General features: G+C 70.1%; 27 protein-coding genes. 16 read left to right on the top strand and 11 right to left on the bottom strand.

Features of this window, described 5'->3' with window-relative positions; genetic code table 11:
- Positions 1-2 precede the first annotated feature (2 nt).
- The 8 genes from flgN to IT293_09265 all read left to right on the top strand — a co-directional run bounded on the left by flgN (position 3) and on the right by IT293_09265 (position 6,077).
- On the top strand, positions 3-461 hold the full coding sequence (gene flgN / locus IT293_09300; protein MCC6764845.1) for a flagellar export chaperone FlgN: 459 nt from the start codon (positions 3-5) through the stop codon (positions 459-461).
- 1 nt (position 462) lies between these two features.
- The gene (flgK, locus tag IT293_09295; GenBank protein MCC6764844.1) at positions 463-1,848 is read left to right on the top strand and encodes a flagellar hook-associated protein FlgK; all 1,386 of its coding nucleotides are present in this window, start codon (positions 463-465) and stop codon (positions 1,846-1,848) included.
- On the top strand, positions 1,848-2,741 hold the full coding sequence (gene flgL / locus IT293_09290) for a flagellar hook-associated protein FlgL (GenBank protein MCC6764843.1): 894 nt from the start codon (positions 1,848-1,850) through the stop codon (positions 2,739-2,741). The genes flgK and flgL overlap by 1 nt, the downstream gene beginning before the upstream one ends.
- Positions 2,742-2,778: 37 nt before the next feature.
- On the top strand, positions 2,779-3,027 hold the full coding sequence (csrA, locus tag IT293_09285) for a carbon storage regulator CsrA (protein ID MCC6764842.1): 249 nt from the start codon (positions 2,779-2,781) through the stop codon (positions 3,025-3,027).
- Positions 3,011-3,511, top strand: a complete 501-nt coding sequence (fliW, locus tag IT293_09280) for a flagellar assembly protein FliW (protein MCC6764841.1) — start codon at positions 3,011-3,013, stop codon at positions 3,509-3,511. Before csrA ends, fliW begins: the two co-directional genes overlap by 17 nt.
- A gap of 251 nt (positions 3,512-3,762) precedes the next feature.
- Positions 3,763-4,932, top strand: a complete 1,170-nt coding sequence (locus tag IT293_09275; protein MCC6764840.1) for a sigma-54-dependent Fis family transcriptional regulator — start codon at positions 3,763-3,765, stop codon at positions 4,930-4,932.
- 84 nt (positions 4,933-5,016) lie between these two features.
- Positions 5,017-5,364, top strand: coding sequence for an iron-sulfur cluster assembly accessory protein (locus tag IT293_09270; protein ID MCC6764839.1), 348 nt, complete (start codon positions 5,017-5,019; stop codon positions 5,362-5,364).
- A gap of 53 nt (positions 5,365-5,417) precedes the next feature.
- Positions 5,418-6,077 carry an HAD-IA family hydrolase gene (locus tag IT293_09265; protein MCC6764838.1) on the top strand — a complete coding sequence of 220 codons (660 nt, stop codon included), beginning with the start codon at positions 5,418-5,420 and terminating at the stop codon, positions 6,075-6,077.
- Between the two features lie 39 nt (positions 6,078-6,116).
- On the opposite strand, the gene IT293_09260 is transcribed toward IT293_09265, so the two are convergent.
- Entirely contained in the window at positions 6,117-7,070 is a 954-nt protein-coding gene (locus IT293_09260; protein ID MCC6764837.1) for a LysR family transcriptional regulator, read from the bottom strand.
- Between the two features lie 72 nt (positions 7,071-7,142).
- On the opposite strand from IT293_09260, the gene IT293_09255 reads away from it, so the two are divergent.
- Positions 7,143-7,913, top strand: coding sequence for a ferredoxin--NADP reductase (locus tag IT293_09255; protein MCC6764836.1), 771 nt, complete (start codon positions 7,143-7,145; stop codon positions 7,911-7,913).
- 22 nt (positions 7,914-7,935) lie between these two features.
- On the opposite strand, the gene IT293_09250 is transcribed toward IT293_09255, so the two are convergent.
- The 3 genes from IT293_09250 to lon all read right to left on the bottom strand — a co-directional run bounded on the left by IT293_09250 (position 7,936) and on the right by lon (position 12,522).
- Complete coding sequence (locus IT293_09250; GenBank protein MCC6764835.1) at positions 7,936-8,508, bottom strand: hypothetical protein; 573 nt, start codon at positions 8,506-8,508, stop codon at positions 7,936-7,938.
- 121 nt (positions 8,509-8,629) lie between these two features.
- On the bottom strand, positions 8,630-10,057 hold the full coding sequence (gene glgA / locus IT293_09245) for a glycogen synthase GlgA (protein ID MCC6764834.1): 1,428 nt from the start codon (positions 10,055-10,057) through the stop codon (positions 8,630-8,632).
- A 20-nt stretch (positions 10,058-10,077) separates the two neighbouring features.
- The gene (gene lon / locus IT293_09240) at positions 10,078-12,522 is read right to left on the bottom strand and encodes an endopeptidase La (protein ID MCC6764833.1); all 2,445 of its coding nucleotides are present in this window, start codon (positions 12,520-12,522) and stop codon (positions 10,078-10,080) included.
- 139 nt (positions 12,523-12,661) lie between these two features.
- Between lon and IT293_09235 the strand changes: the two genes are divergently transcribed.
- Together IT293_09235 and IT293_09230 are read left to right on the top strand one after the other, a co-directional pair.
- Positions 12,662-13,066, top strand: a complete 405-nt coding sequence (locus IT293_09235) for a DUF2203 domain-containing protein (GenBank protein MCC6764832.1) — start codon at positions 12,662-12,664, stop codon at positions 13,064-13,066.
- A gap of 5 nt (positions 13,067-13,071) precedes the next feature.
- Entirely contained in the window at positions 13,072-13,557 is a 486-nt protein-coding gene (locus IT293_09230) for a DUF4149 domain-containing protein (protein ID MCC6764831.1), read from the top strand.
- Between the two features lie 22 nt (positions 13,558-13,579).
- Here the strand turns inward: IT293_09230 and IT293_09225 are convergent, their stop codons facing one another.
- The 4 genes from IT293_09225 to IT293_09210 form a co-directional block, all read right to left on the bottom strand.
- Positions 13,580-14,317, bottom strand: a complete 738-nt coding sequence (locus tag IT293_09225) for a 5-formyltetrahydrofolate cyclo-ligase (GenBank protein MCC6764830.1) — start codon at positions 14,315-14,317, stop codon at positions 13,580-13,582.
- 80 nt (positions 14,318-14,397) lie between these two features.
- Complete coding sequence (locus IT293_09220) at positions 14,398-15,243, bottom strand: tRNA (adenine-N1)-methyltransferase (protein MCC6764829.1); 846 nt, start codon at positions 15,241-15,243, stop codon at positions 14,398-14,400.
- A 7-nt stretch (positions 15,244-15,250) separates the two neighbouring features.
- Positions 15,251-16,180, bottom strand: coding sequence for a TIGR00269 family protein (locus IT293_09215; GenBank protein ID MCC6764828.1), 930 nt, complete (start codon positions 16,178-16,180; stop codon positions 15,251-15,253).
- Positions 16,177-16,377 (bottom strand): thiamine biosynthesis protein ThiS, encoded by a 201-nt coding sequence (locus IT293_09210; protein ID MCC6764827.1) that lies wholly within the window; start codon positions 16,375-16,377, stop codon positions 16,177-16,179. The genes IT293_09215 and IT293_09210 overlap by 4 nt, the downstream gene beginning before the upstream one ends.
- Before the next feature lie 217 nt (positions 16,378-16,594).
- On the opposite strand from IT293_09210, the gene IT293_09205 reads away from it, so the two are divergent.
- Positions 16,595-16,978, top strand: a complete 384-nt coding sequence (locus IT293_09205; GenBank protein ID MCC6764826.1) for a hypothetical protein — start codon at positions 16,595-16,597, stop codon at positions 16,976-16,978.
- A gap of 13 nt (positions 16,979-16,991) precedes the next feature.
- Here the strand turns inward: IT293_09205 and IT293_09200 are convergent, their stop codons facing one another.
- Positions 16,992-17,915, bottom strand: coding sequence for an RluA family pseudouridine synthase (locus IT293_09200; protein MCC6764825.1), 924 nt, complete (start codon positions 17,913-17,915; stop codon positions 16,992-16,994).
- Between the two features lie 16 nt (positions 17,916-17,931).
- On the bottom strand, positions 17,932-18,492 hold the full coding sequence (locus IT293_09195; GenBank protein MCC6764824.1) for a hypothetical protein: 561 nt from the start codon (positions 18,490-18,492) through the stop codon (positions 17,932-17,934).
- Positions 18,493-18,525: 33 nt separating this feature from the next.
- Here IT293_09195 and IT293_09190 point away from each other — a divergent pair, with 33 nt between their 5' ends.
- The 4 genes from IT293_09190 to IT293_09175 all read left to right on the top strand — a co-directional run bounded on the left by IT293_09190 (position 18,526) and on the right by IT293_09175 (position 24,125).
- The gene (locus tag IT293_09190; GenBank protein MCC6764823.1) at positions 18,526-19,674 is read left to right on the top strand and encodes an aminotransferase class V-fold PLP-dependent enzyme; all 1,149 of its coding nucleotides are present in this window, start codon (positions 18,526-18,528) and stop codon (positions 19,672-19,674) included.
- A 120-nt stretch (positions 19,675-19,794) separates the two neighbouring features.
- On the top strand, positions 19,795-20,820 hold the full coding sequence (locus tag IT293_09185; protein ID MCC6764822.1) for a mannose-1-phosphate guanylyltransferase: 1,026 nt from the start codon (positions 19,795-19,797) through the stop codon (positions 20,818-20,820).
- A 16-nt stretch (positions 20,821-20,836) separates the two neighbouring features.
- The gene (locus tag IT293_09180) at positions 20,837-23,536 is read left to right on the top strand and encodes a 1-acyl-sn-glycerol-3-phosphate acyltransferase (protein MCC6764821.1); all 2,700 of its coding nucleotides are present in this window, start codon (positions 20,837-20,839) and stop codon (positions 23,534-23,536) included.
- Between the two features lie 313 nt (positions 23,537-23,849).
- Positions 23,850-24,125, top strand: coding sequence for a hypothetical protein (locus IT293_09175; protein ID MCC6764820.1), 276 nt, complete (start codon positions 23,850-23,852; stop codon positions 24,123-24,125).
- Positions 24,126-24,198: 73 nt separating this feature from the next.
- Here IT293_09175 and cofE read toward each other — a convergent pair whose 3' ends face one another.
- Positions 24,199-24,960, bottom strand: coding sequence for a coenzyme F420-0:L-glutamate ligase (gene cofE / locus IT293_09170; protein ID MCC6764819.1), 762 nt, complete (start codon positions 24,958-24,960; stop codon positions 24,199-24,201).

Below are 24,960 nucleotides of genomic sequence, written 5' to 3'. Positions count from 1 at the left end.
CCATGCCTGACGCCGTCTCGTCGACCGTCGCGAGCCTCCTCGCCGCCGAGCGCGCATGCTGCGGCCGGCTGGCGCCGCTCCTCGAAGCGGAGCGGACGGCGGCCGCGACCTACGACCACGCCGCGCTGCTCGCGTGCCTGCGCGAGCGCGAGATCCTGCAGGCGGAGTGGGAGCGCGTCGCGAAGCTGCGCCGCCGCCACCTCGCGGAGGCGGGGCGCTCGCTCGCCGAGCTCGCGGCCGGGGATCCGGCGCTCGGCCGCGAGATCGCGGAGACGGCGCGCGACGCCGAGGCGGTGCGGCGCGCGCAGCACATCAACGAGGGCGTCGTCCGCGCGGCGCTCGCGCAGGTCACGGACCTGCTCGCCGTCATGCGGCGCGAGCGCTCCGACAGCCGCTACGACGGCCGCGCCGCGCTCACGGGCCAGGCCCTTTCGTCGGCCGGCGCGCGGTGGAGCGCCTGACGTGTCGATCTTCGCGCCGCTCACGATCGGGAAGCAGGGCCTGCTCGCCAACCAGCGCGCCCTCGGCGTCACCGGTCACAACATCGCGAACGTCAACACGCCCGGCTACAGCCGGCAGACGCCGGTGCTGCACGCCAGCCGTCCGGACGATCGCGGCTTCGGCACGGGGGTGGTGGTCGAGTCGGTGCTGCGGTCCGTCGACGGGCTCCTCGACGCCCGCATGCTCTCGGCGGCGTCCGCGCTCGGCGGCGCCACGACGGGACGGGAGTTGCTCGACCGGGTCCAGGCGCTCTTCCCGGTCGGCGACGAAGGCATCGGCGACGCGCTCGCGGAGTTCTTCGCGACGGCCAACGCGGTCGCGGACAGTCCGCAGGATCTCGCCGCCCGCAACGAGCTCATCGAGGCGGGGGCGACGCTCGCCGGACAGCTTCGTAACGCGGCCGGCGGCCTTCAGGTGCTGCAGCGCGAGGCCGACGACCGGCTCGGCCAGGCGGCGTCGGATGCCAACGGGACCCTGCAGACCATCGCGCAGCTGAACCGCGAGATCGTCGCGGCCGACTGCGCGGGTCGCGAGAGCAACGACCTCCGCGACCAGCGGCAGGCGGCGCTCGGGGAGCTCGCCAAGCAGCTTTCCGTCCAGGTCGTCGAGGTCGAGAACGGCGGCGTGAACGTCTTTGCCGCGTCGGGCCAGGGGCTCGTGATCGGCGCCGACGCGGCGACGCTCACGACGGAGCGCGATCTCGCGGCGCTCGGTCTCGACGGCAACCCGCTCTCGCGGATCGGCATCATGGCCCGCGACGGCAGTGTGATCAGCCTTGCGGGCGACATCGGCGGCACGATCGGCACGGCGCTCGCCCTCCGCGATCAGACGATCGCGGACGACGCGGGACGACTCGACCTGCTCGCGACGACGCTCCGCGACGCCGTGAACGCGGTGCAGACGAACGCGGCCGGCCGCGATCTCGACGGCAACGTCGGCACGGCGTTCTTTTCGGGCACCGGCGCCGCCGACCTGCGGGTCGCGCTCTCGGATCCGCGTGCGATCGCGGCGGCGCAGGGCGCCAACCCCGCCGACAACACCAACGCGCTCGCCTTCGGCGCGATCGCGCAACAGACGTTCCCCGCGCTCGGCGGCAGCACGCTCGGCGCGTACTTCGGAACCCTGCATGCGCGGGTCGGGCAGGACGCGCGGCGCGCCGAGCAGCAGGCGACCATCGAGCAGAACGTCTCCGCGGCGCTCGGCGCGCAGCGCGAGGCGGTTTCGGGCGTGAGCCTCGACGAGGAGTTCACCAACCTCATCCGCTTCCAGCGCGGCTACCAGGCGTCGGCGCAGCTCATCAGCGTCAGCAATCAGATGCTCGACGATCTCCTCGGGCTGGTGTCCTGATGGTCGGACGGGTCACCGAGCGCACGCTGATCGCCGATTTCACGTACTCCGTGAGCCGGCTGCGCCGGCAGCAGGCGGACGCGCAGAACGCGCTGAGCTCGCAGAAGCGGCTCCGCGAGGCCAGCGACGACCCGGTCGGCGCCGCCCGCTCGACGAGCTTGCGCGGCGAGGCGAAGGAGCTCGACGCCTATCGCGGCAGCGTCGCGCTCGCGACGACGACGCTCGGCGCCGAGGACGGCGTCCTCGGGCAGGTCCACGACATTCTGGTCCGCGCGCGCGAGATCGCGGTCGGGTTGAGCAGCAGCCTCGTCACGCCGGAGACCCGGCAGACGGCCGCCGAGGAGGTGCAGGAGCTCGAGCGCGGACTCCTCTCGCTCGGCAACACGACGGTCGCCGGGCGGTACGTCTTCGGGGGCCTCGCGAGCTCCGGACCGCCCTTCGCGAGCTTCGACGCGCCGGGGTTCTCGCCGGCGACGGCGTACACGGGCGCGACCGAGCCGTTCGTGGTGCGGACGGCGCGCGACGAGACGGTGCGCGTCACCACGAACGGAGGCGACGTGTTCGGCTCCGCGCTCGCGGCGCTCGACGACCTGCGGCAGACGCTCGAATCCGGGACCGAGCCGAGCGCGCATCTCACCGCGCTCGAGAGCGCGGCCGAGGACATCCGCCAGGAGCGCGCGAGCGTCGGCGGACGGCTGGCGCGGCTGCAGACGCGCAACGCCGAGATCGCGGGCGCGATCAGCACCAACAAGGCGTTGATAGGCGCCGTGGAGGATGCGGATCTCACCGAGACGATCACCGAGCTCGCGCAGGTGCAGAACGCGTTGCAGGCGACGCTCACCGCGGGCACCTCGCTGCTGCAGACGTCGATTCTCGACTTCCTGCGGTTGTAGGCCGGGCGGCGGATGGGAATGGGCCAAGGAGGGCGCCATGCTGGTCCTGACACGGAAGGTCGGCGAACGTATCCGGATCGGCGACGAGGTGACGTTGCAGGTGCTGGAGGTGCGCGGCGGTCAGGTGCGCCTCGGCCTCGCGGCGCCGCCGGACGTCCGGATCTTTCGCGAGGAGGTCTTCCTCGCCATCGAGGGTCGCAACCGCGAAGCGCGGCTCGCGGATCCGGATCGGCTCACCGACGCGGTACGGGCATGGGAGGCGTATGCTGATGGCAAGCGTGGCTGAGGAGATGGTGTCAGTGCGGCGCGTGTCCGAGCCCGAGGTGGTCCACGTCCGGTCCTCGCGGTTCGGCGAGCTCGACGTGCCCGTCGATCGGGTGTTGCAGTTCCCGCAAGGGCTGATCGGCTTCCCGAAGGCGCGCCGCTTCGTGATCCTGGACCACCGGCCGGGCTCGCCGTTCAAGTGGATGCTCTGCCTCGACGATCCGGACGTCGCGTTCGCCGTCGCCGAGCCGGCGCGCCTCGTGCCGGACTACCGGGCTCCGCTGGATCTCGCGGCGCGCGTCCTTGGAACCGATGCGGCGGACGTCGCCCTATTCGTCATCGTCACCATTCCGCCGGACCCGCTCGGCATGACCGTCAATCTGATGGCACCGGTCGTGGTGGACGTCCGCACGCGCCGGTCGCGCCAGCTGGTCCTCGAAGACGGACGCTGCGACCCTTCCTACCGCGTCTGCGCGCCGCCTCCCTCCGCCGCGGCGGAAAGCTGACCCGCCGGACCTCTCGACCGCCGAAAATCGAACGGAGCGCGACAAAACTGTACGCGTTCGACTCGTCCTCCTCTCCATCGCTCCATCGCGGAGGTGTCAGGGTTCCGTCTCCTTTTCGCTGTGATTCCGGCATCCTCGCGTGACTCTTCGCCTCCGGAACGGTCGGTTCAAGATTCTGGCACCAGGCTTGCTCAAGCGTCTGACCGCGCGCACGCGGTCGCGCCGACAACTCGCAAAGCCTGGGAGGGCACATGGACGCACGGGACGGGGAGCAGACGGTGGCGGAGGACGAAGTGCGAGACGAAGCCGACGCGGTGACCGGGTTCGCCGGCATCATCGGCAGGCATCCACGGATGCAGGCGATCTTCGAGGTGATTCGGCGCGTGGCGCCGACCGGAGTGACCGTGCTCATCACCGGCGAGAGTGGGACCGGCAAGGAGCTCGTCGCGCAGGCGATCCACTCGCAGAGCCGCCGCCACGCGCAGCGCCTCGTCCCCGTGCACTGCGGCGCGATCCCCGAGGACCTCCTCGAGAGCGAGATGTTCGGCCACGAGCGCGGCGCCTTCACGGGCGCGGTGACTTCGCGGGTCGGACGCTTCAAGCTCGCCGACGGCGGGACCATCTTCCTCGACGAGGTCGGCGACATGAGCACGAAGCTGCAGGTCAAGCTCCTGCGCGTCCTCGAGAACGGCCAGTTCGAGGCGGTCGGCGGCGTGAGCACCCAGCAGGTCGACGTGCGGGTCGTCGCGGCGACGAACCGGAACCTCGAGGAGGCGGTCGCGGACCGACAGTTCCGCGAGGACCTCTACTATCGCCTGCGCGTCGTGCCGATCGAGGTGCCGCCGCTGCGCGCGCGGCGCGAGGACATTCCGCTCCTCGTCGACTGGTTCCTGAACCAGCTCCACACGGCGAAGGGTCTGCCACGCTTCGAGGTCTCGCCGGAGGCGATGGAGGTGCTCGCGGCCTACCAGTGGCCCGGCAACGTGCGCGAGCTCAAGAACCTGCTCGAGCAGCTCGTGGTCCTCGGGCCGACCGACGGCGTCATCCGCCCGGAGCATCTGCCGCCGAAGCTCCACGGCCGCATGGCGGGCGACGGCGCGACGAGCGGCTGGACGCCGCCGCCCTGGGACTTCGACGGTCGCGGCATCGACTTCTACCGCGAGATGGAGTCGATCGAGGACCGCATCATCGCCCGCGCGCTCGACATCAGCCGCGGCAACAAGAAGGAGGCGGCGCGGCTGCTGCAGCTGAACCGCACGACGCTTCTCGAGAAGCTGAAGCGCAAGCGCGAGTCGCGGGCCAATCTCACGCTCGGCGAGGGCGGCGAGCGTCTCGGGCCCATCCCGATGGCGGCGGAGGCGCAGGTGCCGCCGGTCGGCGACTTCCTGGGGCTGGCGGGGGGGCAGGCGCTTCGCGCCTGAACGGTGGTGTGGGCGGGCGGGGACGCACGGGCGTCCCCGCCCGTCGAATTGACTCGCCCCGAGGTCGCGTTTACGGTGCCTGCCATGAGCGAAACGACCACGTTCGAGCCGATCGTCCTGACCGAGCACGCCGTCCAGAAGGTGCGCGCCGCCATGCAGAAGGAAGGCGCGGGCCCCGGGAAGGCGCTCCGGCTCGGCGTCGTGGGAGGGGGCTGCTCCGGCTTCTCCTACACGATGGGCTTCGACGAACCGAAGGACGACGACGCGATCTTCACCTTCGAGGATGTGCGGGTGGTGATCGATCCGGCGTCTCGCGAGTACCTGGACGGCACCATCATCGACTACGTGACCGGGCTGCACGGCTCGGGGTTCAAGTTCGAGAACCCGAAGGCGACGCGGACCTGCGGTTGCGGGTCGTCCTTCTCGGCCTGAGCGCGGTGCCGCGGACCGCTCGCGGCGACGGCTGAGCCGGCGTGGCGTCGACGTTGGCGTTCCGCCACGTCGTCCTCGATCTCGACGGCACGCTCGTCGACACCAAGGACGACCTGGCGGCGGGGGTGAACGTGGCGCTCGGCGCGCTCGGGCTCCCGCCCGAGGACCCGCGGACGCTCCTCGGCTACGTCGGTAACGGGGCACGCGTGCTGCTCGAGCGCGCGCTTGGCGCGGCGCACGGCGACCGCGTCGAAGCGGGCCTCGATATCTTCATGCCGTGGTACCGCGAGCACCTCCTCGATCACGCCGACGTCTACCCGGGGCTCCGCGCCGTGCTCGAACGGTTGGCTGGGGAGGGAGCGGTCTTTTCGGTGCTCACGAACAAGCCGGCCGACATGAGCGCGAAGATCCTGGCCGGGCTCGATCTCGAGGCGCTCTGCCCGCGGCTGATCGGTGGCGACACGCTGCCGGTCCGCAAGCCCGATCCCACGGGCCTCCGGCAGCTCGTCGAGGCGGTCGGCGTGGCGCCGGCGGCGACCCTCATGGTCGGCGACTCCGCCGTCGACGTCGCGACCGGGCGGAACGCCGCGATCGCCACCTGCGCGGTGTTGTGGGGCTTCAACGGCGCGGCGGTTCGCGGTGCCGGCGCCGACGTCGAGATCGCGACCCCCGCGGAGCTCGCCGCCGTCTGCCGCGCCGGCCTCCGCGCCTAGAAGCTCTACGCAGCCGGGAACCATCTGCGCAGAGGTTCACTAGCGACGCGCGCCGTCGTCCGGCGCCGCGTCGGCGTCGGTCCGTGGGGCGGGGGCGCTCGCGCTCTCGACGACGGCGTCCGAGCGCAGGAGGGCGAGCCACCGCCGGAGCTCGGTGCCGACGTGCTTCTGGCGGTGGAGGACGGTGTAGAAGCGGCGCCGGAAGTCACGATGCGGGACCGGGCGCGGCTTCAACGTCTTCGCGCGGAAGGCGTCCTCGAGCGCGAGCCGCGCCACGCAGCCGAGTCCGAGCCCGGCTTCGACGGCCCGCTTGATGACCTCGGTGTGCGGCAGCTCGAGGGTGATGCGGAGCTCGGGGAGGATGCCGGTCATGGCGCGATCGAAGGTCTGCCGCGTGCCGGAGCCGTGCTCGCGGACGATCCAGGCCGCGCGTACGAGGTCGGCGTCGCCGAGGACGCGCCTCTTCGCGAGCGGATGGGTCGGGGCGGAGAAGACGACCAGCTCGTCGTCGCGGAACGGCGTGACCACCAGCTCCGGATGGACGAGTTCGCCCTCGATCAGGCCGACGTCGATCTCGAAGTTCGCTACGCGGCGGGCGATCTCCTCGGTGTTGGCGAGGTCGAGCCGGACGAGCGATCCGGCCTTCTCGCGCATGAAGCGCGCCATGAGCGGGACCGCCACGTAGTTCCCGATGGTGAGGGTGGCGCCGACGCGCAGGCACGCGCCGTCGGCGTGGCGGACGAGCGCGGTCTCGAGCTCGCGCGCCTCGTCCCAGAGGCCCTCGGCGCGGGCGCGGAGCGCGCGGCCGACGTCGCTCAGGCGGAGGCGCTTGCCGATCCGGTCGAAGAGCCGGACGTCGAATTGACGCTCCAGGTCGGCGAGCGCGCCGCTCACGGCCGACTGCGACATCGCGAGCTCGTCGCCCGCCCGGCTGACGCTGCCGGCGCGGGCGATCGCGAGGAAGACCTCGAGCTGGCGCAGGGTGAAGCGCATATCGGCGGACCCGAAGAGTATCATCGGAATATCCCGTTTTACCGATGAAGTACAGTCGCGTACGGTCGCTCCATGAGCCATCTGAGTCAGGAACGCGTCCTGAGCGTGCATCACTGGAACGACCGGCTGTTCAGCTTCACGACCACCCGCGACCCCGGCCTCCGGTTCCGGAGCGGCCATTTCCTCATGATGGGCCTCGAGGTGGAGGGCCGCCCGCTGCTGCGCGCGTACAGCGTGGCGAGCGCGCACTACGAGGACCATCTCGAGTTCTACAGCATCAAGGTACCGAACGGACCGCTGACCTCACGGCTGGCGCGCATCCGCCCCGGTGACGCCGTCTACGTGAGTCGCAAGCCGACCGGTACGCTCGTGCTGACGAACCTCTTGCCTGGTCGGCGCCTCTATCTGCTCGGTACCGGCACCGGGCTCGCGCCCTTCATGAGTCTGATCCGCGACCCCGAGGTGTACGGGCGCTTCGAGGAGGTCGTCGTGGTGCACGGCGTCCGTACGGTCTCGGAGCTCGGATACTCCGACTACATTCGCCGGGAGCTCCCGGCAAACGAGCTGATCGGCGAGGAGGTGCGCGCCAAGCTGCGGTACTACCCGACGGTCACCCGCGAGGCGTTCGAGCACCGGGGTCGGATCACGCACCTCATCGAGACCGGGCAGCTCGCCGCCGATCTCGGGATGCCGGCGCTCGCTCCCGACGACGACCGGGTGATGATCTGCGGCAGCACGCCGATGCTGCGCGACACGGCGGACATCCTCGAGGCGCGCGGCTTTCGCGAGGGCTCGAGCGGCGGAGCCGGACACTACGTGATCGAGCGGGCGTTCGTCTCCTAGACTCTGGAGCCCGGCGCCCGCCCTAGCTCGCGAGCGTGGCGAGGAGGGCGTCGAGCTCGGGGTGGGCGGTTGCGCGCGTCGTCTGCGCGCCGCGGAGCCCGCTGCTCGCGAGTCCGGTCGACCTCGCGGCCGCCGGCGGGCAATCGTGCGGCGCTTCGGCGCCGCTCGGGGCCTCCGCGTTGCGGTCGCGCGTGGTGTTGTACGGGATGAAGGTCCGGACGCCTTGCCCTGTCGCCGTGTCGAAGTGCCCGGTCTCTGGGATCGCGGCGGCGTCTTCGGTGTAGTCCCATCGTCCGGTGTCGGAGAGCACGCCGGACGGATGCAGAGGGATCCCCGCTTCGCGCGCGTCCGCGGCGCGAGCCCGAAAATGGTCGGCATGCACCGTGTCGCCGCGTTCGATCGCGACGGCCGCGAAGAGGCGATACGTCGCCGCCGAGAGCTCGGGCTTCCGGCCGGTGCCGCCGCCGCTCTCGCCGTCGCCGCTTTCCACTGCGGACGCGAGGGCGCCGGCGAAGCCGCTGTCGGTCTGCGGTGAGACGACGCGACGACGGGTCTCGGTCGCGGACGAGCACGAATGATTTGATCCAATGCGCACGATCGATTCCTCCCAGGGACCTACGGAAGCAAGGCCGGTGCCGCTCGCCAAGTCGGCGTACGGCCGCGCGTCGGGGCGGCATGTGGCAGAAATTTCCGGGTCGATCCGACCTCCGGGAGGGTCAACGGCCCGCGATGGCGTCGCGGTAGAGGTCGAGATAGGCGAGGGCGGCCCGCCGCCACGAGTGATCACGTCGCATGCCTTCGCGCATGATGCGCCGCCAGGCGGCGGCGTCGGCATAGCGGGCGAGGGCACGGCGCACCGCGCCGATCAGCGCATCGGGAGAGTACTCGACGAACTTGAAGCCGGTGCCCCGCTCGGGGGCGGCGTCGACGTCGTCGATCGTGTCGTCGAGGCCGCCGGTCGCGCGCACGATGGGCACCGTGCCGTATCGCAGGCTGTACATCTGGTTCAGGCCGCAAGGCTCGTAGCGGGAGGGCATGAGGAAGGCGTCGGCGCCGGCCTCCACGTGATGCGAGAGCCCTTCGTCGAACGCCAGGCGCACGGCGAGGCGCGTCGGGTTGCGCCGACCGGCGTCGGCGAGCCAGCGCTCGTAGCGCTCGTCGCCGCGCCCGAGCACGATGATCTGGAGATCCTCGGCGAGGAGGACGGGCAGGGCGGCGGCGAGGATGTCGAGCCCCTTCTGCTCGGCGAGGCGGGTGACCATGCCGATGAGCGGCACGCGGGCGCGGATCGGCAGGTCGAAATCGCGCTGCAGGCGCGCCTTGCATTCGGCCTTGCCCGCGAGATCGTCCGCGTCGTAGGCCGCCGCCAGGAAGGAATCGTGCGCGGGATCCCAGCGGGTCGTGTCGATGCCGTTCAGGATGCCGCGCAGGACGCCGCGGCGCTCGCGCAGCACTCCGTCGAGCCCGTGACCGTGTTCGGGAGTCCGGATCTCCTGCGCGTAGCGCGGGCTCACGGTCGTGAGGCGATCGGCGAAGACGAGGCCCGCCTTCAGGAAATTGACGAAACCGTGGAACTCGAGATGCGCCGTATCGAAGAAGCGGCGATCGAGGCCGAGGGTCGGCCACACCTCGGCGCCGAAGATCCCCTGGTACCCGAGGTTGTGGATGGTGAAGACGGTCGGCAGCCCGGCGAGCCGCGGCTCATCCGCGGTGCGCAGGAGGGCGGGGACGAGCCCGGCCTGCCAGTCGTGGCAGTGCACGACGTCGGGCGGCGGGTCGAGCCGCGCCGCGAGGGCGGCCACGGCGTGCGCGTAGAACGCAAAGCGCGCCGCGTTGTCGCCGTAGTCGCCGTGGGCGTCGCCGTAGAGGCCGTCACGCGCGAAATGGTCGTCGGCGACGACGAAGGAGACGGCAACATCGCGGTGGCGGAGCGTGCGGAGGCCGATCTCGCGCACGCCGTCGGGGTGCGGCACCAGGAGGCTGGCATAGGTCGACGTGTCGGCGCCGGCGATCGTCGCCGTGCGATACGCCGGCAGGACGACGTGGACCCGCGCGCCGAGCGCGGCGAGCGCGGGCGGCAGCGCGGCGAGTACGTCGCCGAGTCCGCCGGTCGCGGCGAACGGCGTCATCTCGGACGCCGCCATCAGGATGCGCGGCGTCGACGTCAGAGATTCGCCGCGCGCGCGGGCTCGGCGTCGTCGACTGTGCCGGCCGGCTCGAGGGCGAAGTCCAGCGCCTCCGCGATCGTGTCGACGAACTGGAACTGCATCTCCTGCCGCACGGTCTCCGGGATGTCCTCGAGGTCCTTGTGGTTCAACCGCGGCAGGACGACCGTGGTGATCCCGGCGCGCTTGGCGGCGAGCACCTTCTCCTTGATGCCGCCGACGGGCATGACCTTGCCGCGGAGGGTGATTTCGCCCGTCATCGCGAGCGCGTGTTTCACCGGCCGTCCGGTGAGCAGCGAGGCGAGCGAGGTCGCGATCGTGACCCCCGCCGACGGGCCGTCCTTCGGCACGGCCCCGGCCGGCACGTGGATATGGAGGTCGCAGTTCTCGAAGAAGTCGGGCGCGATGCCGAGGCGATCGGCACGGGCGCGGATGTAGCTCAACGCGGCCTGGGCCGACTCCTTCATCACCTCGCCGAGGTGGCCGGTCAGGGTGAGCCCCTTCTTGCCGCCCATCTTGGTCGACTCGATGAAGAGGATGTCGCCGCCGTTCGGCGTGTACGCGAGGCCGGTCGCGACGCCGGGTTCGCCGCTGCGCTCGGCGACCTCGGCGAAGAAGCGCTCGGGCCCGAGGAACTCCCGGACCTTCTCGGGCGAGATCGTGACGCGCTCGGACTGCCCTTCGGTCACCGCGCGCGCGACCTTGCGGCAGACGCGGCCGATCTCGCGCTCCAGGTTCCGCAGGCCGGCCTCGCGGGTGTAGCTGCGGATGATCTTGAGGAGCCCGTCCTCGGTGAACGCGATGTTGGCGTCGGTGAGGCCGTTCTCGCGGATCTGCTTCGGGATCAGGTGGCGCCAGGAGATCTGCAGCTTCTCCTCTTCGATGTAGCCGGAGAGCTCGAGCACCTCCATGCGGTCGAGGAGCGCGGGCGGGATCGGATCCAGGTAGTTGGCGGTGGTCACCCACATGACCTTCGAGAGGTCCACCGGCACGTCGAGATAGTGATCGACGAAGGCGTGATTCTGTTCGGGGTCGAGCACCTCGAGGAGCGCCGAGGCGGGATCGCCGCGGAAGTCGCCGCCGAGCTTGTCGATCTCGTCGAGCATGATCATCGGGTTGTTCGAGCCTGCCGTGCGGAGGCTTTGGATGATGCGGCCGGGCAGCGAGCCGATGTAGGTCCGGCGGTGGCCGCGGATCTCCGCCTCGTCGCGCACGCCGCCGAGCGAGAGACGGATGAACTTCCGCTCCATGGCCTTCGCGATCGACCGCCCGAGCGAGGTCTTGCCGACGCCGGGCGGCCCGGCGAAGCAGAGGATCGGTCCCTTCGGATCCTTCCGCAGTTTCCGCACCGCGAGGTACTCGAGGATGCGGTCCTTCACTTTCTCGAGGTCGAAGTGGTCCTCGTCGAGGACGCTGCGGGCGTGGGGGATGTCGAGGTTGTCCTCGGTGGAGGTCGCCCACGGCATGTTCACGAGCCACTCGAGGTAGGTGCGGACGACGGTGTGCTCCGCCGACTCCGGTGGGATGATGCGCAGGCGCTCGAGCTCGTTCTCGGCGGCCTTGCGCGCCTCCTCCGGCATGTTGGCGTCGGCGATCTTCTGGCGCAGCTCGTCGATCTCCGCGCTCCGCGAGTCGCCCTCGCCGAGCTCGCGCTGGATCGCCTTCATCTGCTGGCGCAGATAGAACTCTTTCTGGTTCTTGTTGAGCTCGGTCTGCACCTGCGACTGGATCTTGTGTCCGAGCTCGAGAAGCTCGATCTCGCGATTGAGGATCGCCCCGAGCTTCTCGACCCGTGCGCGCAGCTCGAGCGTGTTGAGGAGATCCTGCTTCTCCTCGAGCGAGATGTTGAGGTTCGACGCGATCAGGTCCGTGACCTTGCTCGGATCCTTGATGTTGTTGACGACCACCTGCAGCTCGTCGGGCAGGTAGGGGATCATCGAGACGAACTTCGAGAACTGCTGGACCATGTGTCCCTGCGCGGTCTCGATCTCCGCGGACGCCTCGGGGATCTCGCTCAGAAGCCGGACCTGCGCCACGAAGTAGGGCTCGCGGCGCGTGTAGTGCTGGATCTCGATGCGACGGAGCCCCTGGACGAGGATGCGGACGCTGCCGTCGGGATACTTCAACATCTTGAGGATGCGGCCGGCGGTGCCGCGCGAATACAGGGCGTCGGTGCCCGGGTTCTCGCTCTCGGCGTTTTTCTGCGCGGCGAGGCCGAGGATGCGGTCGCCGTTCAGCGCGTCCTCGACGAGCTTGAGCGAGGCGCCGCGCGATATCAGGAGCGGGGCGATCGCCGACGGAAAGACCACGACGCCGCGCAAGGGAAGGATCGGGAGCTCGCTCGGGACGTGAATACCGCTCACGTCCTCCTCGAACCCGAAGAACTTCTGCTCTCCCGGTTCCTGCGCCGACTTTTCGGGATCGAACTCTTCGCCGCTCGCCATTGCCGCCACCTCGATTCCGAGCGCACCCGCTGCGGTCGAGCGGGCAGAGTAGTACACGGCCTCCACCCGGACAACCCCGAACCGTGCGGAACATCGAGATAATCTCGACGCGTTCGCGAAACTGGTCTAGAGGACGGGCGTGTCGATGCGCCGGTTCACGGTCGACGAGGCGAACGCGTTGATCCCGCGCCTCGAGATGCTCATGGAGCGACTCCAGCGCACGGCGCTCGTGGTGCGGAGGGCGGTGAGCGAGGCGGAGTCGGAGCCCGCCGTGCGGACGACGGTCGACGTGTTGCGCGTCCGCCCGGATCTCGGGCCGTACGTGTCGGAGATCGAGCGCGGCATCGCGGAGATCGAGAAGCTCGGTTGCGAGTTCAAGGGCATCGACTTCGGCCTGGTGGATTTCCCGGCGGAGGTCGAGGGACGCCCGGCGCTCCTCTGTTGGCAATATGGGGAGAAGTCCATCGGCTTCTGGCATGCGCCCGACGAAGGATTCGCCGGCCGCCGCGCCCTCGCGTCGGGTACGACGCCCTCGTTGCAGTGACGCCGATGCCGATGCCGACGTTCGCGAAGATCGCCTTCCAGCTGGCGCTCTCGCTCTGGCTCGGCGCCCTGGTCGCGGTGTCGTTCCTGGTCGCACCGGCCGTGTTCCGCTCCGTGCCGAGCGAGACGGCCGGTACGGTGATGGGGCAGGTGTTCCCATTCTACTACGCGTTCACGACGGTGGTCGGTGCCGTGGCGCTCGTGGTCGCGATCTGGATGCGGCGGCGTTCGGCGGGCGCGCCACTGTGGCGCGCGGTCGTGCCGATGCTGGTCGTGATGCTGGCCGCGACCGCGTATGCCGGTGCCGTGGTGAGCCCGCGCGCCCGCGTGCTCCGTCCCGCGCTCCACCGCGCGCCCGGCGATCCGGCGATCCGGGACGAGTTCGATCGATTGCACCGTCGTGCGGTACAGCTGAACGGCCTCGTCCTGCTCTTGGGGTTCGCGACCGTGATCGGGACCGCGATCGCGGTGCGCTGGCCGGGCGAACGCTGAGCGGGAGCCGCCGCTCGCCGCGCTACAGCCGGCGGGAGGGAAGGTCCGGCGAGCTCTGCTTCAGACGTTTGCGGAGCGACGGGATGGCTTCGATGCGCGCGGCTTTGAGGAGGTCCCAGTAGACGCCGCGCGGCCGCGGGAAGGCGGGGCGTGTCGCCACCACCTCGAAGGGCGTCACGAGGAAGTCGAGCGGGATGTCGTGCGCCAGCATGGCGACCTTCTCGGTGACGATCTGCAGCGGATGGACCGTGGTGACGATCGGGGTCGTCTCCTTGAGCTTGCCCTCCTCGCGGAGCAGCGCGTACTCGAGGTCGACGAAGCCGCCGCCCTTGCCGACACGCGTGCCGTCGCGCCGGACGGCGACCGATCCGCAGACCACGAGATCGATGGCGCGGATCTCGCGGGCGCTGACGGCGCGGCCGTATTTCGCGGCGCCGAGCAGGCTCGCAGCCATCGATGCCCGTCGGCCGAGACGCTTCGGATCGAGCTCGATGAAGCACTTCTCGGCGCGCAGGGCGGGAACGGCGAGATAGACGACCTTGCCGTCGAGGAGCGCGCGACGGCGCACCGCGAGTTGCGGAGCGTCGGGGCTCATCTTGATGGTGCGCGCCTTCTTCCAGACGGCGAGCTCGGCGAGGCGGGTGGCTGCGCGCTCCGAGCCGACGAAGTTGGGAATGCGTCCGCGGGCGCCCGGGAAACGCTGCGCCGCATGGTGCTCCAGCAGCTGCCAGACCTTCCGGCGAAGATCTTCCTTGGTCATCCCGTCGACCTCACGCGTGCATCGCGACTAACGGCGGACGCTACACCAGCGCGCGAAATGATGTCAACGAAATCGGGGCGTCAGGCGCCCGGCGCGACGTCGGTCGAGGACGACGGCATGGCGGCGAGACGGCGCGCGAAGACGAGGAAGCCGCTGTGCGCGACCATGCGATGCTCGGGCCGGACGCTGCGATCTTTCACGTGCCATCCGCGCTGGAGCGACTCGAGCGCCTCGATGGCCGCGAACGGTCCCGCCCGCAGCTCGTCGACGAGCTGCTTCAGTTGCAGCACGGTCGGGGTGAATCCGATGAAGACGCCGCCCGGTCGGAGCGCGCGTGCGGCGTGCGGCACCACGCGCCACGGCTCGGAGAGATCGATCACCATGCGGTCGACCTCGGTTTCGTCGAAGCCTTCGTAGGCATCGCGGAGCTTGATCGTCCATTGCGGCGCCGGACCGTGGAAACGCGTGACGTTGTCCCGCGCCATCGTCGCGAACTCCTCGCGGAGCTCGTAGGTCGTGAGCGTCCCGGTCGGTCCGATGGCGCGCAGGAGCGCGATCGCGGTCGCCCCGGGGCCGGCGCCGACCTCGATGACGTGCGCGCCCGGATGGATGTCGCCCCACATCACGATCGTGCCGACGTCCTTCGGGTAGATGACCTGGGCCTGGCGCGGCAGGTTCGGGATCAGCTGCGCGTAGGTCGGTCGGAAAATCTGGAGGTACTCGCCGGTGGAGCTCCGGAGGACCGTGCCCTCCGGCAGCCCGATCAGATCCTCGGCTGCGAAAGTCGCCCCGCGGACGTTGACGCGCTTGCCGGGACGGAGCGTACGGAGATACTGCCGTGCTTTGCGGTCGATGAAGAGGACGGAGTCCCCTGCGCGCAAGAGCGCACGGCTCGCGTCCGGGGCCGACTCCTCCTGCGGCGTCACGATCGGCTCAGGAATGCGCCACCGCCTGCGCGCGCCTGCGCCCGACCTCGGCGACCAGGCGGCAGTAGCCACAGATCTCGCCCGCCGACGGCATGCCGCAGCGCTCGCACTCGCCGAGGTCCGCCGCTTCCGGCGCGGTCGCGAAGAGCGGCGATCCGCGGCTCAGGAAATCGGCGAGGAAGGCGAGCTTGCTTCCCGGCATCGTGTGCTCGAGGCGGTTCAGCAGGTCCTTGTAGACGAGCTGGGTCGCGCCGCGGCTGTTCGGGCATTCCTCGACGACGTAGTCGATACCGCGCAGGAAGGCGTAGGTCGCGCTCTCGAGCTCGCTCGTCCGATAGAGCGGACGTACTTTGCGCACGAAGCGGGGGTGGGTCGGCGTCAGTACCGGTCGCTGCTTGGCGAGATAGGGGAGCTGCCAATGCATGACGTTGCCGAGGAGGCGTGCGGCTTCGTCGTCGAGGTTGTGGCCGGTCGCCAGCACGGCGAAGCCTCCCGCCAGGGCGGCACGGTCGAAGTGGTGGCGCTTGAAGGTTCCGCAGGCCGAGCAGGGCGGGCGGCGGGTCGCCGCCGCGACCGACGGGATGCCGAGACCGTCCTCGGTCTCGTCGAGCGCGACGACCCGCAGCCGGAGGCCGCGCCGTTCGGCGAACGCGCGCGTCTTGCGTTCGGAGGCGCTCGAATAGTCGCCGATGCCGAGGCCCAGATACAGGCCCTCGGTCTCGTAGCCGAGGTTCACCAGCGCGTCCCAGAGCGCCAGGCTGTCCTTGCCGCCGGAGACGGCGACGAGGATGCGCTCCTCGTGGCTGAACATCGCTTCGCGCGTGATCGCACGCTCGACTCCGCGCTGGAAGAAGAAGACGAAGCACGGTTTGCAGAAGGCCGTATTGTGGCTGCGGAGCTGGACGATCGCCTTCTCGGCGCACCGCTTGCACTTCACGCGGCACCTCCGGAGATGACGGCACGCAGCTCGATCGAGTCGGCGTCGTCGACGAACTCGTCGTCGGTCAGGAGTTCGTCGCCGCGGATGACCAGGACGGTCCCCGCGACGATGCCGAGCGACTGGACGAGATCGCCGACGCGCCGGCGCCCGGCGAGGGTGAGCTGCTTGCCTTGCGGTTCGAGACGGACGTGCATCGCGGCGGGTGCTCGAAACCGCGGGACGCTACCACCGGGTCGCGAGAGCGACAAGCCGCGCCCGCCGGGAGCCGCGGCCTGCGCGCGAAACGGCGACGCTGCATTGACCATGCTGGGACGCTGGTGTACTTCGGGTCGAGGAGAACGCGCCACGGGTCCGGCTGATAGCGCCGCTGTCGCCGGATTTTTTGTTGGCGTCCCGGAGGGTAAACGGGCCATGGCCAAGAAGGTCAAGAAGGAGAAGTCGAAGAAGGGCTTCAACATCTTCGACGAGGACGAAAGCGCGGTCGCGTCCAGCGAAGAAGAGCTTCCCAAGGACGAAGCGGGCCGACGCAAGATCAAGCGGCAGTACGAAGATCTCCTCGGCATCCGTATTCAGAAGCTGCGCGGCCGCATCCTGAATCGGGAGCGCATCAACAAGACGATCGAAGGCATCTATTTCATCTGCGCGGAGTGCGCGAAGGTCTGCCACAACGTGGACGACGGATTGCTCGAAGATCCCGACAACGTCCGCAACCTGTGCGGCCCCTGCAGCACCAAGCCGCCGACGAACAAGGACGGCAAGGACAAGAGCCCCAAGGGCCGCCAAGCGGCGGCCTGAGGGCCGCCGCGCCTCAGGCGTCCGGCGGCGTCCAGCCGCGCGCCGCGAAAAGGCGGCGCCAGTGCTCCGGAAAGGCCGCGGCGAGCGACGGCGCCAGGCCGTCGTCGTCGAACGCGAGCGCCCGGGCATGGAGGAAGTGCCACGTCGGAGGCTCGATGCCGAGGTCGCTACGCTCCGGCGCCGCCGCCGCGCCGCCGTAGCGCGTGTCGCCGACGATCGGATGGCCGAGGGCCGCGAGGTGCACGCGCAGCTGGTGGGTGACGCCGGTCCGCATGGACAGCCGGACGAGGGTGAAGCGCGCGTCCCCGCCGATGGGTACGACCGCGGTCTCCGCCGACCAGGCGCGGGCGGTGGCGTGGGCGATCACCATGCGGCGGCGGCTCCGAGGATGACGCGCGAGCGGGCGATCGATCTTCGCCGGCGTCTCGATGCGACCGCGCACGACCGCCAGGTACTCCTTGGCGACGCGCTTGGCCGCGAACGCGGCACGCAGCCGCGTGGAGTGCTCGAGCGATCGCGCGGCGACGAGGACTCCCGAAGTCCCGGTGTCGAGTCGATGGACCAGTCCGGCGTGACGTGCGTCGATGGCGGCCATCTCGGGGAAGCGGACGCAGAGCGCCGCCGCGAGGCTCGGTGCCTCCGACGCTCCGCGTGTCGTCGGTAGGCCGGGAGGCTTGTCGACGGCGACGATCGCGTCGTCGAGGTGGACGATGGCGAGCTCGGGGCCGGCGGCGCTCGCGGCGGGCTCCGTGTCGCCGGTCGCGGCGCCGACGGTCACGAGGTCACCGGCACGCAGCATCGTGCCTTTGCGCGCGCGCTTGCCGTTCACGCGCACGAGACCGCGGGCCAGGATCGCGGCGAGGTCGCGCCGTCCGCGTCCCGCGAGGGGGCCGTGCGTGGCGAGGAAGCGGTCGAGCCGCAGGCCGTCGCCCGACACGGTGAGCTGGGTCGCGTCAGTTATCGGAGAGACCCGTGCGCACCCAGCCCTCCACGTTCTTCAGGAATTGCGCGAAGGGGCTCGGGCCCGGCTGTCGTGCGAAGTGCGCCTTGCGCATGTAGTCGAGCGCGCCGGAATAGTCCTCGAAGTTCTTCGCGAGCTGCTCGAAGAGCAGGAAGCCGGTTCGGAAGAGGGAGAGGTCGAGCGCGGAGACGGCGCGATAGGAGCGCTGCCCCTCCTCGACGTAGTAGTCGAGGGCGCCGCGGCTCGCGACGTGCGTGCGAAAGAGGCCCGTCATGAACAGGGTGTAGTCGCCGACGTACTTGCGAGCGGCACGGGCCCGCATCGCCCCGGCGTAGTCGGCGGCGCGCCGCATGTCGACGACGCCATCGACGGCGCGTCCGCGGGCGGTGCGCAACGTGTAGAGGCGATCGCTGCGCGCGAACTCGGTCAGCACGGCCGCGACATAGGCGACCACCGTGTCGTCGCCGACGGCGAGCTCGTGGAAACAGTGCCGCGTCGTGGTGAGAAAGAACTCGTGGAGGGCGGGACTCGCGACCGGCGTCGGCTTCTCCATGACGCGAGAGTGTAGCATAGTGCGCCGCCGGCGATGGCAATTTTCTCCGCGACGACTGGCGGCGCGCTCGGCCGTGAGCAGTTTCCCGTGATCGGGGCCTGCGTGTACTTCGACCACGCGGGGGTCGCGCCCGTGTCCCGTCGCGTGGCGGACGCCGTCGCGACATTCGTGGCCGACGCTCGGGACTTCGCTCGGCTGCACTATCCGGCGTGGGAGGCCCGCGCCGAGGCGGTGCGGGCGGGGGCGGCGCGGCTGATCGGCGCGTCGCCCGAGGAGGTCGCCTTCGTCGCCAGCACCTCGGACGGTCTCTCCAGCATCGCGACCGCCCTGGATTGGCGGGCCGGCGACTCGGTGGTGGCGGTCGACGGTGAGTTTCCCGCCAACGTCTACCCGTGGTGGGCGCTCCGCCGGCTCGGTGTGGAAACCCGGCTCGCGCCGACGGTCGACGGCCGCTTGACCGTCGAGGCGGTCGCCGCGCTCGTCGACGGCACGACCCGGATCGTGAGCGTGAGCGCCGTCGACTTCGCGACCGGCCATCGCCGACCGCTGGCCGCCATCGCCGAGCTCTGCCGGCGTCGCGGGGTGCTCTTCTGCGTCGACGCCATCCAGGCGCTGGGGGCGGTGCGGATCGACGTCGAGCGCGACGGCATCGATGCGCTCTCGGCCGACGGACACAAGTGGCTCTGCGCGCCGGAGGGGTGCGGCCTGCTGTATGTGTCGCGACGATGGCTGGATCGCCTCGTGCCGCAGCGGATCGGCTGGAAGAGCGTCGTCGACGCGAGTCGGTACCTGCCGTATCACTTCGAGCTCAAGGCGGACGCGCAGAAGTTCGAGTGCGGCAGCTCCAACTTCCTCGCGATCCACGCGCTCGGCGCGGCCATCGATCTGATGTTGGAGCTCGGAGTCGATGCGATCGAACGGCGGGTGCTCGCGGTGACGACGACCTTGCGTGCCGCGCTCGTCGGGCGCGGGTTCCGCCTGGTGAGTCCGGATGGAGCGCACGAATGCGCCGGTATCACGACCATCGGCGTCGGCGACACGCCGGAGGCCGTCGTGCGGAAGCTACGCGCGGCCGGCGTGCTCGCGAGCCCGCGCGGCGGTGGGGTGCGTTTCTCGCCGCACGTCTACTGCGATGACGACGACATCGCGCGTTGTCTCGAGGCGCTCGGCGCGGCGCGCTGAACGCGCGTACGCTACGCGACCTGTTGTCTTGCTTTTCCGGGACCCGGTGCCTAAACGAATCCGATGTCTCGATCGTCGGTGCCGCGGGTTCCTCGTCGCGTCGATCGGTGGGCGGTGGTCATGGCCGGGGGAAGCGGGACGCGATTCTGGCCGCGGAGCCGGCGGCTGGTGCCGAAACAGCTGCTACCCGTGCGCGGCGCCCGCAGCCTCCTCCAGGAGACCGTGGCGCGGCTGCGCGGCATCGTGCCGTCGTCGCAGATTCTGATCGTTACGCATCGTGATCATGCCGCGGCGGTCGTGCGGCAACTGCCGGAGCTGCCGCGTCGGAACGTGCTCAGTGAGCCGATCGCGCGCAACACGGCGCCATGCCTCGCGCTCGCGGCGCTGGCGATCGAGAGCCGCGCCGCCGGCGCGACCTTCGTGACGGTACCGGCCGATCACGCGATCGCGAACCCGCGCGCGTTTCGCGCGACGCTCCTCGAGGCGCTCGCGTGGGCGAGCGCGAGGCCCGTGGCGGTCACGATCGGTATCCGGCCGGCGGGGCCCGAGACGGGATACGGCTACATCCGGCTCGGCGACCCGGTGGGCGGGCGGACGTCGCGGGTGCGCGCCTTCGTCGAGAAGCCGGATGCGGCGCGTGCGCGCCGCTTCGTCGCGACGCGACGGTATCTCTGGAACAGCGGCATGTTCGCGTGGCGGACGACCACGCTGCTCGGGCTCATGGACGAGCTGCTGCCGGAGGTGATGGGGCCCTTGCGGGCGGCGATGGCGCAACCCGGCGCCCGGCGTGCCGGTGCCGTGGCGCGCGCGTATGGGGGCTTGCCGGCGGTCTCGATCGACTACGGTGTCATGGAGCACGCGCGCGACGTGCTCGTCGTCGCGGGCGAGTTCGGATGGAGCGACGTCGGGAGTTGGACGGCGCTCGCGACGCTCGACGGTGCCGCGGCTTCGCGCCACGTCGTGTCCGTGGACGCTGCGCGGGCCGTCGTCTTCGGCAACGGGCGGTTGGTCGCCGTCGTCGGCCTCGACGACGTCATCGTCGTCGACACGCCGGACGCGATCCTGGTCTGTCACCGCGACCGCGCGCAAGACGTCCGCCGGGTCGTGGACGAGCTGAAACGCCGCAAGCTCGAACGCTACACGTGAGGATCGAGCGGGGGTCATGAGCCAACCGCAGACGGTGCCCGAGGATGCACCCGTGAGCTCGGCCCGCGAGGACGAGGGGCGGCATCGTTCGGCGATGAGCCGGCAGTTCGGGTTCTTCGCGAATCTGTTCGCGCGGCGGGCCTTTCGCCATGTGCAGGTCGATCCCGAGGACATCGCTCGGCTGCGCCGGCTCGCCGAGCAGGGCACGCTCGTCTACGTGATGCGGTATCGGTCGCTCGTCGACTACTTCCTCGTGAACCATCTGCTGCTGCGCGAAGGCCTGCCGCTGCCGCTCTTCGCCAACGACATCTCCTCGGTGTGGCTGCGCCGGCTGAGCGACGTCCTGCGCGGGGCATGGCGGAGGTTGCGGTCCCTCGGCACCGTTCCGCGGGATCGGGAGGCGCGCGAGCGCGACCTCGCGGCGCGCCTGACCGCGAGCGGCCGCTCGGTCCTGCTCTTCATCCGCAGCAGCCGCGGCGCCGCGGGGACACGCGGGCGGGGCGTGCGCGCGGCGCTCGAGACGCGCCGCGGGGCCGACTACCTCCGCGAGATCGTGCACGGCCTCTGGGGGAAGGAGCAGCCCGTGGTCCTCGTGCCCCTCGCCATCTTCCGAGGTTCGGGATTGCGGAGGAAGGGGTCGCGCCTCGCGAGCTTCGTGTACAGCGTGCACGAGGCCCCGAGCGACGTGAAGAAGCTCGTGACCTACTACTGGAACGCGCGCGATCTCAGCATCTCGGTCGGCGCGGAGATCCCGCTGAACGCCTTCATGACGGAGTACCGCGATGAAGGGGAGGATCGCATCGTACGGCGTCTGACGCGCGCGCTGCAGATCTTCCTCTATCGTGAAGAGCGGCTCGTGTGGGGACCCACCCTCCGCTCGAAGCGTCAGGTGCGGGAGATGGTCCTCGATTCCGACGACGTCCAGGAGGTCGTGCGCAGCATCGCCGCCGAGCGAAAGACGTCGGTCGAGAAGACGATCAAGGAGGCGCGAGGCTACTTCGACGAGATCGCGGCCAACTTCCACGGGTACTATTTCGCGGCGCTGGCGTTCCTCTTCCACCGCGCGTGGTACCGGATGTTCAGCGGCCTCGAGGTGCGCGGACTCGAGCGGGTCGTCGATACGGTCAAGCAGCACCCGATCGTGCTGGTTCCGTGTCACCGGAGCCACTTCGACTATCTGATCTTGTCGTACATTTTTCACGAGAACGCGCTGTCGCCGCCGCACATCGCTGCGGGCATCAACATGGCGTTCTGGCCGCTGGGTCCGTTCTTCCGCGGGGCGGGCGCGTATTTCATCCGTCGCACCTTCGAGGGAAACCCGCTCTACAAGACGGTCTTTCGAAAGTACCTCGAGTACCTGATCCGCGAGGGCTATACGCAGGAGTTCTTCATCGAGGGGGGGCGCAGCCGGACGGGCAAGATCCTCACGCCGAAGCTCGGGATGCTCTCGGCGATCGTGAACGTCTTCGTGGACGGCGTACGCCGTGATCTCTATCTCGTGCCGGTTTCCATTCACTACGGGCGCATCGTGGAGGAGGAGGCGTACAAGGAGGAGTTGCTGGGGGGACAGAAGGAGCGGGAGTCCTTCGGCGCCTTGCTGAAGGCCCGGAGGGTCCTGCGCCAGAAGTACGGAACGGTCTACGTCACGTTCGCCGCGCCGATCTCGCTCGACGCGGCGCTCGGGGAGCGGCGCGGGCGATTCCAACGCGCCGTCGCGGACCCGGCGATCGAGGAGGAGAAGCGGCATTTCATCCAGAAGCTCGGATTCCGCCTCCTGCGGTCGGTCAACGACGTCGCGGTCGCCGGCGCGACCTCCGTATCGTCGACGGTGCTGCTCGCGGCGCCGGAGGCGGCGATCCGCTACGGGGAGTTCGCGGTCGCCGCACGGGCGTTGACGGAGCTGCTCATCCACAAGCGCGTGGCGCTCACGGCATCGTTGCAGCGCAACATCGCGAACTTCTACGAAAGCCTGAATTTCCTCCAGAACGGCAAGCTGATCGAATGGATGAAGGATCGTGACGGCGACATCATCCACGCGCCGCCCGAGAAGCGGTTGATCCTCGATTTCTACAAGAACAACACGATCCACTTCTTCCTGATTCCGTCGCTGATCGCGCACGCGCTCCGTCGAGGCGTGCCGCGCTCCGAACTGCGCGAGACCGTGTGGTGGTGGCTCGAGCTGTTCCGCTGGGAGTTCGCCTTGCCGGAACGCGAGGCGGTGGCGGCCGAGATCGACGACACGCTGGCGTACTTCACGGCGCGAGGCGCGATCGAGGGCGCCTACGTCAACATGGCGCACGTGCTGCTGGTCTTCGGTGACGGGATCCTCGACAGCTTCCGCGAAGCGTATTGGATCGTGGCGAAGACGCTGCTCGACCTGGAGGCGGACGGGCTCCTCCAGAAGGCGGCGATCGCGCGCATGCGGAAGAGCTTCATCATGCATCAGTTGCTCGGGCAGACGCGGCGTGCGGAGGGGAATTCGGCGGTGACGTTCGCCAACGCGCTCAATCGCTTCGCCGAGATGGGATGCGTGACCTTGGCTCGCCGTGGTCGGGGCGGCCGGGAGCGCGTGATCCTGGCGGGACCGGCGGCGAGCGACCTCGCCGGGCTCGAGCGCCGGCTTGCCGACAGCCGACGGCTCGAAGGCGTCGGTCGGCTCACGCTGCCGATGCCGCCCTCGTCGTCCGAGCATCCGTCGGCGTCGTTTCCGGTCTGAGGACGGGTCGCGCGGGAGCGGCATCCGTTCGACGCTCGGGGCCGCGATCCTGCGAGATTGCATCGCACGGAGTGATGCCGCCGAAATGCATGATTCGGCGATCCGACGCCGAGGCGCGGGGCGCTATGTGGGCCGCGCGGTTCTTCGCGGGGTCGTCGGCGGGTGGAGGCGCCGCAACTCGGCGCGCCCTCTGGCGAAAGGGGCGCGTTACTCCCGTGACGCGCCCGCGCGCCGGCGAGGGCGGGAGCAGTCGACGCGTGGCACCCTTCTTGGACATTCGCGGGTCCACCGACCCCTCCGAAGGAGCCTCCGCATGATCATCGACCGCGAAACGTTCACCGACATCGCCAAGCACCTCGAATCCGCCTCCGAAGGACTGCTGCGCGCCGCGACCGGCGTTGCGACACTCTGTCCGGAGATGGATCCCGGGGAGCCGGCGTCGCTGCGCTGGCTGGCGTTGATCGAGAGCATGGTGGCCGTCAACGGCGAGATCACCGCGCTCGAAACGGTGCTGCGGGCCGTTCTCGACGCCAATCGAGAAGAAGTGGCCGCGACGCGCGTCAGCGCCGAGCGCGAGCCGTCGTCCTGATCCTCCGCGCGTGCCCGCGATAGTGCGCCCGACCCACCGTCGTCGGGGCGCACCGGCGCTCGGCCCTTCCGCCTCAGCGGAAGAGGTCGAGCGCCGCAGGTCGGATGAGGTCGCGCCCGCGGCCCGTCGTCCGTTCCCACGACACGCCACGTAGCACCACCGCCGGGATCCCCGCCCCCTTCACCATGAGGAGCCCCGCGGCCGCGGCGATCGCATCCGCCTGGGCGATCACGGTGTGATGCAGCTCGCGGCCCCCCAGGTCGGTGGCGCCGCGGTAGTCCAGGACGGCACCGATGCCGGCGACGCCGAGGGCGACGTCGAGGAGGCCGTCCCGCCACGGCCGTCCGAACGTGTCCGTCACGACCACGCCGATCGGCGCGCCTCCCGCATCGGCCGACAAGCGTGCGCGCAGGGCCTCGGCGGAGGCATCGGCGTCGTGCGGGAGGAGCGTGAGGGAATCGGGACGCTCCGCGTTCGATTCGTCGACGCCGGCGTTCGCGCAGATCCACCCGGGGCCGGTCTCGCAGATCAGGTGGCCGCTCGTCATCTTCACGATCCGCGTCGACTCGCGCAGGATCACCTCGACGATGCGCGCGTCCTTGCCCGTGCTCTCCGCGATCCGGGTTGCGAACGCGGAGGGGGTGACGTTGGCGAGGTCGACGATGCGGCCCTCGGCTTTGGAGACGACCTTCTGGCAGACCGCGACGATGTCGTAGGCGGCGAGCGTGAGGCCCGTGGATCGAATCGCTCGCGCGAGGAGCGCCGGCAGGTCGTCACCGGGATGCACGAGAGGCAGCGTCTCGATCGTGTGGCACTCGAGCGGCGCGCGACGGAT

The sequence above is a fragment of the Deltaproteobacteria bacterium genome (assembly GCA_020848745.1).
Classification (GTDB): Bacteria; Desulfobacterota; Binatia; order UTPRO1; family UTPRO1; genus UTPRO1.
The sequence above is the reverse complement of the archived record's forward strand: the minus strand, read 5'-3'. Positions and strand labels throughout refer to the sequence as shown.